The organism is Micromonospora sp. CNZ295, from assembly GCF_004217535.1.
In genome coordinates, this window is record NZ_SHKZ01000001.1 from 3863770 (window position 1) to 3881059 (window position 17290).

Here is a 17290-nt window from a genome sequence, read left to right on the forward strand (position 1 = left end):
CGGTGGACCGCCGTCGCGCCTCATGGGACGCGTCGGGACCGTGCTGCTCGACCGGCCGACGACCTGCCCCGGACCAGCGGCGATGGTGAACATGGGCATCGCACCTGCCCTTTTCTCCCCCGTTGGTGGCTGACGACGATCGGAGACTGTCACCCCGGGGCCGAGCGGGGATCTGCCGAACGACGTATGTCTGCCGACCGCAACCTTTGGTCGCAATGCCGACGTGATGAGTACCAGGGGGCCGAAAGGCCTGTAGAACGGTCCGGGGACCTGTGACTAGGCTGCGTGCCATGGCCAGCGATGTGGACGGTGCACCGCTCGTCGGCCGGGCCGACCTGGTCAAGGCGGTACGGTCCGCGCTGCTCGGGACCGTCGCCCAGGGGAACACCGCCGCGGTCTTCCTGACCGGCGAGAGCGGGGTGGGCAAGAGCCGGCTGCTGCGCGAGGTGGGGGCCGGGCTGCGCGACGCGGGTGCCCTCGTGCTCACCGGCGCCTGCCTGGACATCGGCGACGCCTCCCCGCTGCATCCGCTGCTGCAGGCGCTGCGTCGCTTCGACGCCGAGCTGACCACCGCGCACGCCCGCACGTCGTCCGCGGTCCGGGGGCTGCTCGGGATGTTCGCCGAGGAGACCGCCGGCCCCGACGGCGCGGGAGCGCTGCTGGAGCGGGTCGCGCGCGGCCTGCACCTGATCGCCGAGGGGCGGCCGCTGGTGCTCGTCCTCGACGACCTGCAGTGGGTCGACCGCAGCACCCGGCAGCTCCTGCTCTACCTGCTCGCCGGCCTGGGCGACCTGCAACTGTCGGTCCTGGCCGCGGTCCGCGCCGAGTCCCTGCAGGGCGCGCACCCGCTGCGCCGGGTGCTCACCGAGCTGCGCCGCCTGCGGACCGTGCAGGTGCTCGACCTGGCCCCGCTGGACCGGCCCGCCACCGAGCAGCTCGCCGCGGCGGTGGTCGGCCGGCCGCTGCCGCCCGACGCCGCCGACCAGGTGTGGCAACGCAGCGGCGGCAACCCGTTCGTCGTGGAGGAGCTGGCCCGCGACCTGCGCGACGGCCGGGACGGGCTCTCCGACACACTGCGGGAGATCTTCCTGTCCCGGGTGGACGCGCTGCCGCAGCACGCGCACACGGTGGTGCACGCGGTCGCCGCCGGCGTGGAACCGGTGGAGCACTGGCTGCTCGCCAAGGTGGTGCGGCTCCCGGAGGACGAGCTGATCGAGGCCGTCCGGGCGGCGGTCGCGCACCGGCTGCTGGTCGGCGCCGACGAGGGCTACCGGCTGCGGCACCGGCTGGTCGCCGAGGTGCTGGAGCACGAGCTGCTGCCGGCCGAGCGGGCCGCCCTGCACCGGCGCTACGCGGAGGCGCTGACCGCCGCGCCCGCCGAGCTGCACCAGGCCCGGCTGGCGCACCACTGGCGGCTGGCGGGCGAGCCGGCCCGCGCGCTGCCGGCCGCGGTGGCCGCCGCCGAGGAGGCCGAGCGGCTGCACGGGTACGCCGAGGCGCACCGGCACTGGTCGGTCGCCCTGCAACTGGCTGAGGCGCCCGGCGTCGGGCCGGACGTCGACCGCGTCACGCTGCTGGAGCGGGCCGCCGAGGCGGCGCACCACTGCGGCGAGCACGCCCGGGCCCTGACCCTGCTGGAGGAGCTGGCCGGCTCCGACGCCGGCCGGTCGGCGTGCGGCCTGCACATCCGCCGCGCCCGCTACCTGGCCGCCGCCGGGCGCTCCGCCCTCGCCGAGGCGGAGTACCAGCACGCCCTCGACGCCGCCGACTGCACGCCCCGCGAGCGCGCCACCGCCGCGGCCCACCTCGCCGAGCTGCTGCTGCACCTGGGCCGGTACGCCGATGCCGGCCGGCAGGCCAAGGAGGCGCTGGAGCTGTCCGCAGCGGTGGAGGGCTCGATCTCGGAGGTGGTGCTGGCCAGCGCGGCGCTGGGCTTCTCGGCCGCCTACCTGGAGGATCCGGACGCGGGTCTGGCCGTCATGCGCAGGGCGTTGGAGACCGCCGAACGGGCCGGCCGCCCGGAGGACGTGGCCTGTGCGTACCTGCACCTGGCCGAGCTGCTCACCGGCCCGCTGAACATCCTGGAAGAGGGGGTGGTGGTCGCCCGCCGGGGTGCCGAGCGCGTCGCCGAGCTGGGGCTCGGCCGGACGTACGAGACGCGGCTGCTCGCCATCGCCATCAACGGGCTGTTCCGGGTCGGCCAGTGGGCCGAGGCGGAGAAGGTGGTGGCGACCGCGCTGCGGCACCGGCCGTCCGGCGCGGACGCCGTCGAGCTGCTGCTGGCCCGCTGCCGCCTCTCCGTCGGGTACGGCGACATCGAGGCCGCCGGCCGGGACCTCGACGCGGTGGCCACGCTGTGCGCCGGCGGCGGGGCGCGGCACGTGATCCCGCTGCTCACCCTGCGCGCCGGGCTGGCGATGTGGGAGGGCCGGCACGACCTGGCCCGGCAGGCCGTGCAGCGCGGTCTCATCGAGAGCCGCTCCGACGACCTGGTGATCCTCGCCGCGCTGATCTGGCACGGCCTGCGCGCGGAGGCCGAGGCGCGGGGCAGCCGTACGATCCCGGTCGACGAGACGGCGGTGCGACGGCTCCGCGACGCCGCCGACCGGGTGGCCCGCAAGACCGCCTCGGCGGCCCGCCCGGTGGGCAGCGTGGTCGATGCGTTCCTGGCGCTCTGCGCCGGCGAGGTGAGCCGGCTCGACGGCAACGACCCGGCGGTGTGGGCCCGGTCGGTGGCCGAGTGGGACCGGCGCAACCATCCGTACCCGGCGGCGTACTCGCGGCTTCGGCAGGCGGAGGCGTTGCTCGCCCGCCGCAGCCGCAGCGCGGCGGCGGCCAAGCTGCTGCGGCAGGCGTACCAGGTCGCGCAGGGGCTCGGCGCCGTGCCACTCACCTCGGAGATCCGGACGGTGGCCGGGCGGGCCCGGGTGCCGCTGGAGGACCGGGACGCGGCCTCGGGGTCGGCGGCGACCGCCACCGTGCCGGGCGGCGACGAGCTGTCGGTGCTCACCGCCCGCGAGCGGGAGGTGCTCGCGGCCGTGGCCGAAGGGCTGACCAACAAGGAGATCGGCCAGCGGCTGTTCATCAGCGAGCGCACCATCGGCGTGCACGTGTCGCACATCTTCGACAAGCTGCACGTCCGCACCCGGGTCCAGGCGAGCGCGATCTTCCTGCGCAACCGCCCGGCCTGACGGCCGTCCCCGGCCTCCGGCGCCGAGGGCCGGAACGCCCGTCGCGTACGTACGTATACGTCGTTCTACTGATCCGGCCGACCGCCGTCGGCTGGAAGGCTGTGCAGCGTCACCGGCACCGGTGACGAGTGGGGAGCAGGTGGAGGAGAGATGACCGATCCGGTTTGGGGGCCCGTGCACCGGGACATCGTCGACCTGCTCGCCGACCATCCGGCCGACGTGCCGGCGGTGGTGGACCACCTGACCAAGCTGCAGGACATGCTGGTCCGGCTCCCGCCCCTGATGGACAGCTGCCCACTGGCCGACTTCAACAAGCTCTACCTGGTCATCACCGAGAGCGTGCTGAACGGGCTCTACGACGACTGGTTCGCCGACCCGGTCTTCCTGTCCCGGCTGGACGTCGAGTTCGCCGCCCGGTACTTCGACGCGCTGCGGCTGTGGACCGACTCCAGCCCGAGCTGCCCGAAGGCCTGGTCGTGCCTGTTCGAGCGGATGCGCGGCCCGGACGCCCGCCCGTTGCCGTCGGCGGCCGCCGGTGTCAACGCGCACATCAACTACGATCTGCCGTTCGCGCTGGTGACGACGTTCGACAGCCTGGAGTCGGAGCCGGTGGACGGCACCGACCAGCACCGCGACTACCTCAAGATCAATGACATCTTCGCGGACAAGATCCCCGGTCTGCGGCGCGGCTACCTCGACCGGTGGCAGCTGCTCATCGACATGCTCAACGGCGACATCGACGACTGGTACCAGGGGGAGCTGGTCGAGTACACCCGCGATGTCGCCTGGCGCAATGCGCAGAAGATCTGGCGGTGCCGGCACGATCCCACCGCCCACGAGTGCGAGCGGGCGCGGCTGGATGAGACCTCCGCGCTGCTCGGCCGGCTGCTGCTGTCGCCCCTCGGGGCGTTCCTGCAGTAGCCGGGACGGGGGGTCCCCGCGCTCCGCGGCAGCGTGGAGCGCGGGGACGCGTACGGCACACCCGCCGAGGGCGGGTGGCAGGTCCGGCCGACCGGGGGGCGGCCGACCGACGGGGTGCCCGTCGGGCCGCTCGGGAGGGGAGCGGCCCGGCGGTGGCGGGGCACCCGGTCCGGCCGCCTGGGGGAGCGGCCGGTGGGCCGGCCGGCCCGGGGGGTGTCGGCCGGCCCGCACCGGGTACGCGCGCGCCATGACGTGCCCGGCCCGGCGGCCCGCCGCCCGACCCCGCCCCCGACCCGCCGTCCGACCGCGTCCCGTCCGGCCCGGCGACACCCGCCGCTCCGGCCGGGACGGCCGCCGGTGAACGGCGCGCTCGCGCGCCTTCCGCTCGGCCCGATCCGCCCGGCTGCCGCCGTCCGCCCGCCTGCCGTCGAACCCGGAGAATGACGGCGGATGGGTGACGGGCAAGGGCAGCGCGGCCACCGGCCGACGAAGCGCCGGCGCGGCGGTTCGTGGCCGAGTCGGTCGCGCACGACGGCCGGTTGCACCTGATCGCGCACCGGCCCTCCCGGGTGGCGGTCAAGGAGTACACGGTCAAGGAGCGGGCGCAGCGCGCGATGAACCCGGTGCCGGGTGAGGGGGACGTGCTCTTCCTGGAGATCGACGTGGTCGACCCGTCGACGTTCAGCGACGTGCTGCGCGTACGTGGCGTGGAGGTGGGTGGCTTCCGGGTGCTGCGGGCCAGCAGCCCGGCGGTGCCGAACGCCATCGCCGCGATCCTGCTGGCGCTGCGGGACGCGACGGGCGTCCGCCCGCACGCCCATTTCGAATGGTCGGAGGGCAACCCGATCGCGCACCTGCTGCGATACCTCATCCTCGGTCGGGGCGACACCCCGCCGGTGGTCCGGGAGATCCTCCGCGAGAGCGAGCCGGACCCGACCCGCCGCCCCGGCATCCACGTCGGCGGCTGACCGCCGGCGCTCGGGGGCGCCGGCAGCGTCCCGACCCGGTCGCCGAGCAGGCCCAGCGGCCCGGATTCGCAACGTGAAGGCGAATGGGTGAATCGTTCGCTTATTGCGTGTTTGCCCGTTTCGTGCCCGTAACGTGATGTTCGGTGCCGGCCGAGAGGTCGATGCCCCGTCGCCCGGATCGGTGCGGTCGGGTCACGCACGAGGGAGAGGCAGGGAAGCTTCGAATGTCCACGTATCACGACACCCGGCGACCGTCGCGGGCGCGCCGACGGTCCCGGCGACTGCTCGCCAGCGGGCTGCTGGCCAGCGGCATCGTAGCCGGAGCGGCGGGACTGGTCGGCATGGCCGGCCCGGCCGCGGCACACGACCTCCCGCACAGCGGGGAGAGCGCGTCCGCCGTGCCGGACGACCGTGACCGGCAGGAGGCCGGGGGGGACGGGCCCGACCGGCGGTATGGGCCGGAGCACGCGGAGGCCGGCGGGCACGGCCCGGAGCGCCCGGAGACCGGCGGGGACGGGCCGGAGCGCCCGGAGGCCGGCCCGGACGGCCGGGACGAGGGGGAACGGCCGGCACGGGGGGCGCTCGTCCCCTGCGACGCGGGCAAGCTGATCGCCGCGCTGGTGCGGGTCAACGCCGAGGGCGGCGGTGCCCTGCGGCTCTCGCCCAAGTGCACGTACACCTTGACCGACGCGTTCCAGCAGCCCGACGAGTACGACGGCGGCATCCGCGACGCGCGCGAGGCGGCGGACACCGCCGAGAACCCGGGCGACGCCGAGGCCCCGCCCCGCAACCCCGCCGACGACAAGGCCGGACTGCCGGTCATCTACCACCCGGTCACCATCGAGGGTGCGGGCGCGACGATCGAGCGGGCCGGGGACGCCGAGGCGTTCCGGTTCTTCACGGTCCGCGACGGCGGTGAGCTGGCCCTGCGCGACGTCGTGCTCGTGGGCGGACGCTCGGCCGCCGAGGGCGGCGCCGTCCACGTCGTGCACGGAGCGTCGGCGCTGATCGAGCGGGTCACGGTGGTGCGCAGCACCTCCCTCTCGGCCGAGGGCGGCGGTGGCGGTCTCTTCAACGACGGCAACATGGTGGTCCGGGACAGCACGTTCATCGACAACCACGCGGCCGGCCGGGCGGGCAAGGGCGGGGGCCTGCTCAACGGCGGCGTGCTGACCCTGCACTCCTCGACCTTCAAGGGCAACACCGCCGCGGCGTACGGCGGCGGGCTGGGCAACTACCGCGGGGCGGCGGAGGTGCACGACAGCACCTTCGCGTACAACCGGGCGGCGCAGGGCGGTGGGCTGGCCAGCTTCTCGGCCCGTACCCGGGTCGCCGACAGCGCGGTGGTCGGCAACAGCGCGCAGACCGGCGGCGGCATCGCGAACTCGGACGCCCTGATCTTCCTGCGCGGGATGGAGATCCGGAACAACACCGCGGCCGGTAACGGCGGCGGCATCCACGCCTTCCAGGGGCTCGTGCCGCTGGACCGGAGCGTGGTGCTCGGGAACACCGCCCACGGCAACGGGGGCGGCATCCACGCCGAGAAGTCGAACCTGGTGGTCCGGGACAGCGCCGTGCGGGGCAACCACGCCGTCGAGTCGGCCTCGAAGGGCGGTGGCATCTCCGCCGTGCTGGGCCGGGTCGCCCTCTTCCGCAGCACCGTCGTCGGCAACCGGGCGTCGCAGCCGGCCGGCGGCCTGCACGTGGACCGCGCCCAGGCCCGGCTGGACCCGGCGTCGGTGGTCATGGAGAACGAGCCCACCAACTGCGTGGGTACCCGGGTGCCGGTGGCCCACTGCTTCCGGTAGTGCCGGTCGGTTCCGCGCCGGGGACGGTTCCTCCGCTCCCGGCGCGGAGCCGCGTCAGCCCAGCGCCCGCAGCCGGTCGCTCAGCTCGTTGGCGAAGAAGTCCAGGAAGCCGTCCGGGTCGGGGCCGGCGTTCTGCAGGACGATGTGGTCGTACCCGGCCTCGACGTAGCGGCGGACGGCTGCCACGTGCACCTCCGGGTCGGGTCCGACCGAGAAGAGCTCCCGCACGTGGTGCTCCTCCACGTGGCTGCTGGCCGCGTCGAAGTTCACCGGGTTGGGCAGCTCGCTCATCACCTTCCAGCCGGTCACCAGCCACCGGCTGGTCTCCAGCGCCGCCCGCACGGCGGCCGCGTCGTCGGGTGCCCACGCCAGCGGCACCTCGGCGTAGCGGGGACCGCTGCCGCCGGCCGACCGGTAGTGGTCCAGGATGGAGGCCTTCGGCTCGGTGGCGAACAGCCCGTCGCCGAGTTCGGCGGCCAGTGCGGCCGACTCCGGCCCGCTCGCCGCCACCGCGATGGGCGGCGGCGGGTCCGGCAGGTCGAACAGGCGGGCGTCCTCGAGCCGCAGGTGCCGGCCGCCGTACGACTGCCAACCGCCCTGGAACAGCAGCCGGATGATCTCCAGCGCCTCGCGCAGCCGGTCGTGCCGTTCGCGCACCCCCGGGAAGCCCTGTCCGACGACGTGCTCGTTGAGCCGTTCCCCGGCACCCACGCCCAGCGTGAACCGCCCCTCGGAGATCAGGGCCAGGGTGGCGGCGGCCTGCGCGACGATCGCCGGGTGGTAGCGGACGGTCGGGCAGGTGACGCCGGTGGCCAGCCGGAGCGTGCTGGTCCGCGCGGCGATCGCGCCGAGGACGCTCCAGACGAAGGAGGAATGGCCCTGCGTCTCCAGCCAGGGGTGGAAGTGGTCGCTCATCTCGACGAAGTCGAAGCCGACCTGCTCGGCCCGGAGCGCCTGGTCGATCATCTGTCGCGGCCCGTACCCCTCGGCGGCCAGCTTGTAGCCGATCTGCATGCCGCGCCCTTCCCACCCGCTCCGGCCACAAACCCACCCAGCCCCCTAGGACGCTTTACGGGCTGTGACAACCGCCCACGAGACGACGATGAGGTTGGCGGCGGGTGGAGGAGATCCACCCGCCGCCAACCTCATGATCGGGCGCGTGCCGGACCGGGCCGGGCAGGATCTGTCCTACTGGGACGGCTGGGGGAGTTCGCAGTCGACCTTCGGGTTGGCGCCGATGTAGTTCAGCGGCCCCGCCACGATGGTCACCAGGATGGTGCCGGCCTCGGCGCAGTTGGTGTCGTCGCCCGAGTAGTAGCCCCGCTGGCCGGCGGCGATCGCGCCGATCAGCAGCCAGATGACGACGAGGACTCCGAATATCGACGTGCCACGCATGGTGTGCCTCCGGGGGTGGTGGTTTCGAGGTGCAGCCCTTGTACCCATTCGCCTTCCGCGGCTAACGGCGCCGCCGGGCGGGCTCCGCTATCGGATCGACGACCGAGCGGGTCCACGGGCCCGCGGACCGGCGTAGAACCTGCTACACGGCACCTCGCTGGAGGATTCATGGACGTCCCGACACCTCACCTGCAACTGGACCGCCCCGAGGACGTCGACGCCGCGGCCCGGGCCGTGGCCGGTGGCGCGGTCGTCGCGACCGGCTTCGGCAACTTCTATGCCATCGTGACCCGGCCCGAGGCGGTCGCCGTGCGCCGGGCCAACCTCGCCAAGGGGCGCCCGCCGGACCAGGTCGGCAGCCTCACCGCCCCGGCCGAGCGCATCCCGGCCCTGTTCGACTGGTCGCGGCTGCCGCACCGGCTGCCGGTGGGCCGGATCCGGCAGCTGATGGACACGCTGTGGGCCACCGGGCCGTTCGGCTTCCGCGGCCCGGCCGCCGACCGCCTGCCCGCGCATCTCACCCGGTACGACCGGGGGATCCGCACGGTCCAGGTGATCGCGCCCGGGGCCCGCTGCCCGTCGAACGCCTTCCTGCGGCGGGCCGCCGCCGAGGCCGGCACCGACCATCTCCACATCACGTCGGCGAACCGGTCCCGGCACCGCACGGGCGCCGTGGACGAGCCGGCGCACTGGAAGGCCAGCGGCGTCGCCGCCGACTTCGCCCACCTGCCCGACCTGGTGGTGCTCGCCCACCTGGACGAGGCCGCGGCGCGGGCCGCGTACCCCCGGCACCTGCCGGGCTCGGTGACCCTGCTGTCGTTCCACGCTCCGGAGGGCGACCCGGAGGAGCCGCCGGTGCTCATCGTGGACCGGCACGGCTCCCTGCACGTCGACGACGTGCGGCGGGCCGCCGCGCCGCTCGGACTGCAGGTCCGGCTCGGTCCGGCGGCGGGCCGCCGGCTACCGGTCCGGGGGTACGCCGCGGCGCTGGTGTGACCGGCCGGGCCATCAGCGGCGAGCGTCCGACGCGGCGAACCGGTCAGTGCGGTGGCGCCGGCGCCTCGGGCGGGCGGCCGCGGCTGCGCCGGGCGTCGGCGACCGCCACTCCGGCGAGGACCAGCATGGCCACGGTCGAGGCGAACAGCGTGGGCAGGAACAGCACGGCCGGCGACAGGGTGAGCAGGGCGAGCAGCCCACCGGGGCGGGACAGCGACACGCGGCTGAACACCTCGTACTCGAAGATGGAGCGGCCGACCAGGAACAGCGCCGGACCGCCGAGGATGAGCGCCGCCCAGGCCGGCGGCGTGCGGCCGTCGGGCTCGTGCAGCACCAGGTCGAAGCCGGAGGCGGTGACCACCACCCCCGCCACCATGAGCAGATGGGTGTACGGGGCGGTGTAGAGGAACCGGCTCGGGTTCCGCGCCGTGGCGATCGCCAGCGGCAGCAGCTCGCCGGACTTGTGCACGTAGATCCGCCAGAGCAGCAGCGTGGTGCCGAACGCGACGGAGAAGGCCGCGATGTTCTCCGCCTCGCGGCGTTCCAGGCTGAACATGGTCCCGATGGTCAGGATCGCGTCGCCGAGGGCGATGATGAAGAACTGCTGGTAGCGCTCGGCGAGGTGCTCGGCGGTGACGTTGCGCTGGGTGTCCGGCACCGCGCCGAGCCCCGGCACCGGGTACGCCAGCCGGAAGCCGAGGTAGTCGATGGCGAGGGCGAGGGCCCAGAGGACCAGGCGCGCGTTGCCGGAGACGAACGCGCCCACGATCCACGGGACCGCCGAGACCGCGAACCAGATGAAGATGCGGGCGGCGCGCTTCTGGGTCTGGCGGTGATGTCGGACGGCCGGCATCAGGAACAGGCCCCGGCCGAGGTGGATGGCGACGTACGTGCCGGCGAAGACGAGGCCCCGCGCGCCGAAGGCCTCCGGGATGGCGGTGGTCATCAGCAGCGCGCCGAACATGACCGCCGCGATCAGCAGCTTGATCTCCGGGCGTTCCGGGTCGTACATGTCGGTGACCAGGGTGGTGATCGCCCAGGTCCACCAGACGGCGGCGAGGATGACGAGCCCCTGGCCGGCGGCGAGCCAGTCGATCTCTTCGACCAGCGTGCGGGAGATGAGGGCGAGCGCGACCACGTAGACGAGGTCGAAGAAGAGTTCGAGCAGGGTCACCCGGCGGGGTGACTCCTGGTCCCGTGTCGGTGGCCGGCCCCGGCGGGGGACCGGCCCCGGCGAGGCGGACTGCACGGACGAACTCCTGCACCTGGATCGGCGCGGCCGGCCGGCCGCCTCAGCCGACGGTAGCGAGGCCCGTGCGGATGTACGCCCGGTATAGGCGAAATGCCCTGCGGGAATGCCCCCGCCGGCCGGCGGGGGCATCGCCGAGGCCGCCGTCAGGCGTCCGCGCCGCTCCCGCCGGGCAGGACGGTCGCCTCCGCGGCGCCGGCCAGCACCTTCGCCTGCTGGGGCCAGGTCGCCAGGCCCGGCGCGGCCCGCAGGCCGGCGGCCCGGATCGTCTCCCGCAGCGCCGGCTCGTCCAGCTCGGCGAGCTGCCGGTAGGTGCGGATGCCGGCCGCGTGCAGCGCCGCCGCCATCTTCGGCCCGACCCCCTGGATCCGGCGGAAGTCGTCGGTCGCGGCGGCGTCGGCCGTCGGTCGTACCGGCGGGGTGGCCACCGGCCCGCGGGCCGCCGGCACGGTCACCGGCTCGGGCTCCGCGGCGGCCGGCGCTGCGGCTACCGGCGCGGGCTCGGGCTCGGCGACCGGCTCGGGCTCGGCGACCGGCTCGGGCTCGACAGCGGCGACCGGCTCGGCCGCCGCGCCGTCGGTACCGGCCGGCGTGGCCTGCTCGGCCGCCGGCACCGGGTCACCGGTGAGCGCGATGTCGGCGTGGTCCACCGGGTCCGGGGCGGTGGTCACGGTGGCGTCGGCACCGCCCTCCGCGACGGTGACCGGATCGGCGACCGCGGTGGGCGCCGGGTCGACGGTCGCCTCCGGGCGTCCGTCGTCGGTGGTGGCGGCGGGAGCGGGCTCGCTCACCACCGCGGTGCCGGCCGGCTCAGCGTCCACGCTGGTCGCCGCCGGCGCACCGTCCCGCCGGCGCCGGACCACCCACCCGGCGACGGCGCCAACGAGCAGCAGAGCCACGGCAAGCAACAGCCAGTCCGACCATGCCACGGCAGACCTCCCTATCGGTTCGCGAGACAGTCGAGGAAAACTCGCCGCAGCTTGCCACATGGCCGGTGCGGTAGGACAGCACGGGCCGAGGACCGGTCCCGCAGGTGGGACGGGTTGCACCGGGGGTGCTGGCGACGCGACGGTCCGTCGCCGAACCGGCCACCGACGCGGGTGGACCCCCGGCGTCGCCACCGGGGGTCCACATCGGCGTTGCTCAGTCCTCCTCGCCCCGGTAGGTGTAGAAGTCGTCGACGAACCGGCGGGCCAGCCGCGGCACCCGGCTGGTCACGCCGAAGTAGCCGCGGGCGCCGAGCAGTGCGAGCCGACCGACGACCGGCTTGTACATCCGGTCGTCGCCGCTGGTGCCGCTGCGGTTGAGGGAGTCGGCGACCCGCGCGAACCCGTACGGGACCATGACCGCCTCGTAGTCGGCGACCGCCTGGAGCAGCGTCTTCTCCCCGGCGGCGGCCAGGCGTAGCTGCCGGCACAGCAGGGCGGCGTCCCGCAGGGCGGTGTTCGCGCCCACCCCGCGGCCCGGTGTCATGGTGTGGATGGCGTCGCCGAGCAGGGTGACCGTGCTGCTCTTCCACGGCGCGACGGGTTCGCTGGTGGCCACCTTGATCGGCAACGCGCTGGCCGGGTCGGCGCGGGCCAGCAGCTCGCGCAGGTGCGGGTGCCAGTTGCGGGTCAGGTCCAGCGCGACGCGGATCAGGTCCGCGCCGCGGCGGTGCAGGACGTCCGGCGGGAACCGTCGGGCCGTGCTCCAGACGACCAGGTTCACGTTGTCGCGGGTGCTGTCGTGGGCCCGGCCCGGCCACTGCTCCAGCAGCACCGCGTCGGCCGGGTCGAGGCCCGGCTTGAGCGTGCCGTCGCGGGCCCAGGGGAACTCCATGACGTGCAGGACGCCCATCACGCCGCCGGTGCCGAAGATGAGGGAGATGCCGGTCCCGACCCGCTCCGGCAGCAGGGCCCGGACCTCGTCGGTCAGCGGGATCCGGGTGGCGACGTTGATGGTGCCCGCGTCCCGGGTGACGGCGTGCGGCAGGTACTGGCGGCGTACCGCGGAGTGGGTGCCGTCGGCGGCCACCAACAGGTCGCCGGTGACGCTGTCGCCGTCGGCGAAGTACGCGGTGACGGTGCCGTCGTCGCGCTGCTCGTACCGGGTGAGGGTCCGGTCGAAGTGGACCACGTCCTCCAGCCCGGTGAGCAGGACCTGGCGCAGCGTCATCCGGGCCACGGACCGTTCGGTGTTCACCGGGTCGGTGTCCGGGCGGAGCGGGAACGACGCGGTCTGGCGCAGCCGCTGGGTGATGACGTTGAAGTACCGGGGGGAGCGGGCGCAGGTGGCCAGGTAGGTGCGGAACAGTTCCGGGGGCAGGCACTCGCGCAGCGCCCGGCTGCCGGTCGGCCCGATGCCGACGCGGTAGCCGAGCAGGCCCTCGCCGCGCGTGCGGTACCGTTCGTGGACGGTCACCCCGATCCCGGCCCGGCGCAGCCCCTGCGCCAGGCAGAGCCCGCCGGTGCCGGCGCCGATGACCAGGACGTGCGGTCGGCTGGCGGACACGCCGTCGTCGCCTCAGCCGGCCGGGCGCGGCGCGGCGGCGTCCGCGGCGTCCCAGCGGTAGAAGCAGCCGGCGATGGCGTCGCGCGGCGAGCGCCAGGTCGGCAGGTAGGGCGAGGTGTGCGCGGAGAGCCGCTCGTTGACCTGCCGGTACAGCGGGTGGTTGCGGGCGCCGGCGAGGGCGTCCGGGTCCACGTCGGCGGTCTCCATCAGGTGTACGCACAGGTCGTGGAGGCAGTACAGGGACCGGTGCGTCACGCCGGTGAGGCCGGGCAGCTCGGTGGCGTCGGACTCGGCGAAGATCTGCGCGACCCGGCCCTCCGCGCCCGGGACGATCCTGCTGACGATCAGAAGACGGCTCATGGGACTCCTTCCGCCGGGGCGCCCCGGACCGCCGGGGCCGTGCGGCTTCACGCTGCCCGGGTGGCTGTCACCTGGTCGTCACGCCCGTCGCCCGGTCGGTGACGCGCGGCTCAGCGGGCGCGTTGCGCGGCGCGTGGGACCGCCGGCCGTCGGGCCACCGGGTCGCGGCTGGCCTGCCGGATCGGGCCGAGCGTGTCGTCGAGCAGGGTGGTCATCGCGGTCGACGGCTCCAGTCGCAGTTCCCGGCGCAGCAGGTCCCGGTAGACGTAGAAGGCGTGGACGGCCTCGAAGGCGTTGCCCTCGGCCAGGTGGATGCGGACCACCAGGCGGTGCGGTGTCTCGCGGAGCGGCTCGGCGGCCATCGCCTCCAGGGCCGCCTCCAGGGCCTCCCCGTGCCGGCCCGCCGCGAGGTAGTGGTCGGCCAGCCCTTCGAGCATGTGCAGGCGCAGCTGCCGCAGCCGTTCCCGCTCGGCCAGCACCCAGTCGTCGTACCAGCCGGGGAGCAGGTCGTGGCGGCCGGCGGCGAGCGCGGCGGCGGTGCAGGGGTCGTCGCCGTCGCGGACCCGGGCCGCCGTGCCGACCAGCGCGTCGACGTCGACCCGGACCACCGGGGCCAGCCGGATCGTGTCGCCGCTGGTGCAGAGCGGGCAGCACGGGTCCTGCCGGAGCCGCCACAGCGCGGTGCGCAGGGAGGACAGGGCGCGTTCCTCCGGGGCGTCCGGCCAGAGCAGCCCGGCGAGGTGGCTGCGGGTGGCGCCGGGGCGCAGGCCGACCAGCGCCAGGACGCGTTGCAGCCCGCGCGGTACGACCACCGGCACGTCGCCGTGCAGCAGCCGGAACCCGCCCAGCAGGTGCAGCCGGATCGGGGCGTCCGGACGGTCGCCGGCGGTCGGCATGGGTGGAACGGCGGCCACGGCGGCACCCCCTGCGGAAACGCTCGTCGGAGAGTCCTCGGTTGTGTCCCCGGCGCGGCTGCCTCGACCCGGTGTCGGGTCGCTGTGCCGCGGCACGGCGTCGCGTCACGGCCGCCGGGCTGACCGTGACGAAGATTATCAATCGCAGTCACTCACAGTCAACGTCCGGGTCGGCATGTCGACGGCCGCGAAACCGCTTCTGAACTGGGGATATTCACTTCGGTCCAGGTTGATCCACAGGGGATACACAGGAAGCGTCAACGCATCGTCACCAAAATGTCGGGTCCGGGGCCGGCCGGTGACGCGACGTTGACGGCCCGGCGGCCAGGGTGTCGGCAGTCGTCCGGCTCGGCCGGCGTAGGGCGCCAACGGCGTCCGGCGCCGTGGGGGGAGGCCCATCCATGGACCGTTCGTTGATCGTCGCGAAGGTCGACCCGATCGCGGAGGCCCGCGTCGCGGAGATCTTCGCCGATTCCGACGCGACCGAGCTGCCGCGCCTGGCCGGGGTCCGGCACCGGTCGCTGTACCGGCTGCACGACCTGTACGTGCACCTGCTGGAGACGGAGCTGCCGGGGGAGGGGGCGGTCGCCGAGGCCCGGCGCCATCCCGAGTTCGCCCGGGTGAGCGCCCGGCTGCGCCCGTACGTCTCGCCGTACCTGCCGACCTGGCGGGAACCGCGCGACGCGATGGCCCGCTGCTTCTACCGGTTCGACGCCCCCGGAGCCCGGCCGTGACCGCGACGGCGCCCCGGGACGAGCAGCTCTGGTCGCGCTGCGGCGGCTGCGCCAGCCTGCTGTACCGCAAGCGGCTGAGGCGCAACCTGGACGTCTGCCCGGAGTGCGGCACGCACGCCCGGCTCGACGCGCCCGCGCGGCTGGCCCAGCTGGTCGACCCCGATTCGTTCACCGCCCTGCCGGACCGCGCCCCCGAGGTCGACCCGATCGGGTTCGTCGACGTGCTGCCGTACCCGCACCGGCTCACCGCGGCCCGGACCGGCACCGGGCTGGCCGAGGCGGTCGTCTGCGGCACCGCCACCGTCGTCGGGTGGCCCTGTGTGCTCGCGGTGATGGACTTCCGGTTCCTCGGCGGGAGCCTGGGCTGCGCGGTCGGCGAGCTGGTCACCCGGGCGGCCGAACGCGCTCTCGCCGACCGCCTGCCGCTGGTCGTCGTGACCGCCTCCGGCGGGGCGCGGATGCAGGAGGGTGTCCTGTCGCTGATGCAGATGGCGACGGTCAGCCAGGCGGTCGCCGCGCTGCGCGAGGCCGGCGTGCCCAGCGTCAGCGTCCTCACCGACCCCACCTACGGCGGCGTCGCCGCCTCCTTCGCGACCAACACCGACGTGGTGCTCGCCGAGAGCGGCGCCCGGATGGGCTTCGCGGGTCCGCGGGTGATCCGCCAGGTCACCGGCCGGGACCTGCCCGACGGGTTCCAGACCGCCGAGTTCCTGCTGCGGCACGGCCAGGTCGACCTGGTGGTGCCACGGCACGGCCTGCGTGGTCGGCTCGCGGCGCTGCTGTCCGCGGCGGCGGGCGGGCGCCCGGCGGCCGGCGCGCCGGGCCCGGTCCGCCCGCCGGTCGCCGCGCGCCCGGTGCCGCGCGGCGACGACCCGGACGCCTGGGAGACGGTACGGCTGGCCCGGCACCCCGGCCGGCCGACCACACTGGACTACCTGGAGTCGGCGTTCGACGGCTTCGTCGAGCTGCACGGCGACCGGCTGGGCGCGGACTGCCCGGCCGTGGTCGGCGGGCTGGCCGAGCTCGCCGGCCGGCCGGTCATGGTGATCGGCCACCAGAAGGGGCACAGCACCGCCGAGCTGATGGCCCGCAACTTCGGCATGGCCAGCCCGGCCGGGCACCGCAAGGCGCTGCGGCTGATGCGGCTGGCCGCCCGGTGGGGCCTGCCGGTGGTCACGCTCGTCGACACCCCCGGCGCCGACCCCGGGGTGGGCGCCGAACAGCAGGGCCAGGCGGCGGCCATCGCCGAGAACATCCTCACCCTGACCGCGCTGCCCACGCCGGTCGTGGCGGTCGTCACCGGCGAGGGCGGCAGCGGCGGGGCCCTCGCCTTCGCGGTGGCCGACCAGGTGCTGATGCTGGAGCACGCGGTCTACTCGGTGATCAGCCCCGAGGGCTGCGCCGCGATCCTCTGGCCGGACCGGTCGGCGGCACCGCAGGCGGCCCGCGCGCTGCGGCTGACCAGCACCGACCTGTGCCGCCTCGGCGTGGTGGACGCCGTGGTGCCCGAGCCGGTCCCGGCCGCCCACCACGACCCGCCGGCGACCGTGCGGGCGGTGCGGGAGGCGGTGCTGAGCCACCTGCTGCCGCTGCTCGACGTGCCCACCGGGACGCTGGTGCGGCGTCGCCGGCACCGCTACCGCCGGTTCGGCGGCGCCCGCCTCGGCGTGCCGGCGGGTGCCCGGTGACCGCCGGGCCGTCGCCGGCCGGCGTGCCGGCGGTGAACGGCAGCCCGGGCGGTGGACCCGCCGGTGCCGGCCGACCCTCTGGCACCGGGGTCCCGGCCGGCACCGGCGTCACCCCGGCCGGCCCGGCGCTGGCCGAGCTGCGCCGGCAGCTGCGCGAACTCCTCGCCGACCTCGACGGACGGCCCGCGCGCCGGGTCCGGCTGTGCGGCGGTGACGCGGTGCTGGAGGTGGAGTGGGACGCGGACGACGCCCGGCCGGCGCCGACCGGCGCGCCGGCCCCGCGGGCGGCGCCGGCCGACGGCGCGGCACCGGTCGCCGCGACGGCGCGGCACACGGTGCGGTCGCCGATCGTCGGCACCGTCTACCGGGCGCCGGAACCCGGCGGGACGCCGTTCGTCGCCGTCGGCGACCGGGTCCACCCCGGTCAGGTCGTCGCCATCGTCGAGGCGATGAAGCTGATGAACGAGGTGACCGCGGACCGGGCCGGGCGGGTGGTCGAGATCCTCGTCGACGACGGGCAGCCGGTCGAGTACGACCAGCCGCTGCTCGCGCTGGACCCGGCCTGAGGCGGTG

General features: G+C 75.2%; 14 protein-coding genes and 1 pseudogene. 8 read left to right on the forward strand and 7 right to left on the reverse strand.

All coding sequences use genetic code 11. The features are described 5' to 3' along the window. The first annotated feature begins 290 nt into the window (after positions 1-290). From EV376_RS18215 to EV376_RS18230, 4 genes and pseudogenes are all read left to right on the forward strand, one after another. A complete protein-coding gene (locus EV376_RS18215) occupies positions 291-3191 on the forward strand; it encodes a LuxR family transcriptional regulator (protein WP_130324847.1) in 2901 nt (966 codons plus the stop codon). A gap of 150 nt (positions 3192-3341) precedes the next feature. After that, on the forward strand, positions 3342-4112 hold the full coding sequence (locus EV376_RS18220; RefSeq protein WP_130324849.1) for a DUF5995 family protein: 771 nt from the start codon (positions 3342-3344) through the stop codon (positions 4110-4112). 464 nt (positions 4113-4576) lie between these two features. Next, positions 4577-5080 (forward strand): annotated as a pseudogene (locus tag EV376_RS18225) (amino acid transporter); the annotation flags it as partial. Between the two features lie 224 nt (positions 5081-5304). Beyond that, positions 5305-6888: a right-handed parallel beta-helix repeat-containing protein gene (locus EV376_RS18230; protein WP_130324851.1), complete on the forward strand. Its 1584-nt coding sequence runs from the start codon at positions 5305-5307 to the stop codon at positions 6886-6888. Positions 6889-6942: 54 nt separating this feature from the next. Here the strand turns inward: EV376_RS18230 and EV376_RS18235 are convergent, their stop codons facing one another. After that, positions 6943-7902, reverse strand: coding sequence for a TIGR03557 family F420-dependent LLM class oxidoreductase (locus EV376_RS18235; protein WP_130324853.1), 960 nt, complete (start codon positions 7900-7902; stop codon positions 6943-6945). 174 nt (positions 7903-8076) lie between these two features. After that, the gene (locus EV376_RS18240) at positions 8077-8283 is read right to left on the reverse strand and encodes a hypothetical protein (protein WP_130324855.1); all 207 of its coding nucleotides are present in this window, start codon (positions 8281-8283) and stop codon (positions 8077-8079) included. Between the two features lie 168 nt (positions 8284-8451). Between EV376_RS18240 and EV376_RS18245 the strand changes: the two genes are divergently transcribed. Further along, on the forward strand, positions 8452-9279 hold the full coding sequence (locus EV376_RS18245; RefSeq protein ID WP_130324857.1) for an L-threonylcarbamoyladenylate synthase: 828 nt from the start codon (positions 8452-8454) through the stop codon (positions 9277-9279). A gap of 43 nt (positions 9280-9322) precedes the next feature. On the opposite strand, the gene EV376_RS18250 is transcribed toward EV376_RS18245, so the two are convergent. From EV376_RS18250 to EV376_RS18270, 5 genes are all read right to left on the reverse strand, one after another. Next, entirely contained in the window at positions 9323-10453 is a 1131-nt protein-coding gene (locus tag EV376_RS18250; protein ID WP_486482680.1) for a low temperature requirement protein A, read from the reverse strand. A 221-nt stretch (positions 10454-10674) separates the two neighbouring features. Next, positions 10675-11457 (reverse strand): helix-hairpin-helix domain-containing protein, encoded by a 783-nt coding sequence (locus tag EV376_RS18255; protein ID WP_130324861.1) that lies wholly within the window; start codon positions 11455-11457, stop codon positions 10675-10677. A 214-nt stretch (positions 11458-11671) separates the two neighbouring features. Further along, positions 11672-13021 (reverse strand): FAD-dependent monooxygenase, encoded by a 1350-nt coding sequence (locus EV376_RS18260; RefSeq protein WP_130324863.1) that lies wholly within the window; start codon positions 13019-13021, stop codon positions 11672-11674. 12 nt (positions 13022-13033) lie between these two features. After that, complete coding sequence (locus tag EV376_RS18265) at positions 13034-13381, reverse strand: TcmI family type II polyketide cyclase (RefSeq protein ID WP_130324865.1); 348 nt, start codon at positions 13379-13381, stop codon at positions 13034-13036. Positions 13382-13491: 110 nt separating this feature from the next. Continuing rightward, the gene (locus tag EV376_RS18270) at positions 13492-14295 is read right to left on the reverse strand and encodes a BTAD domain-containing putative transcriptional regulator (RefSeq protein WP_130324868.1); all 804 of its coding nucleotides are present in this window, start codon (positions 14293-14295) and stop codon (positions 13492-13494) included. Positions 14296-14696: 401 nt separating this feature from the next. Between EV376_RS18270 and EV376_RS18275 the strand changes: the two genes are divergently transcribed. Genes EV376_RS18275 through accB form a run of 3 tightly spaced genes read left to right on the forward strand, consistent with a single transcriptional unit; the run spans position 14697 to position 17283 of the window. After that, positions 14697-15029 carry a TcmI family type II polyketide cyclase gene (locus EV376_RS18275; protein WP_130324870.1) on the forward strand — a complete coding sequence of 111 codons (333 nt, stop codon included), beginning with the start codon at positions 14697-14699 and terminating at the stop codon, positions 15027-15029. Further along, positions 15026-16717, forward strand: coding sequence for an acetyl-CoA carboxylase carboxyltransferase subunit alpha (locus EV376_RS18280; RefSeq protein WP_130324872.1), 1692 nt, complete (start codon positions 15026-15028; stop codon positions 16715-16717). Before EV376_RS18275 ends, EV376_RS18280 begins: the two co-directional genes overlap by 4 nt. Continuing rightward, entirely contained in the window at positions 16714-17283 is a 570-nt protein-coding gene (accB, locus tag EV376_RS18285; RefSeq protein WP_130324874.1) for an acetyl-CoA carboxylase biotin carboxyl carrier protein, read from the forward strand. Before EV376_RS18280 ends, accB begins: the two co-directional genes overlap by 4 nt. Positions 17284-17290 lie beyond the last annotated feature (7 nt).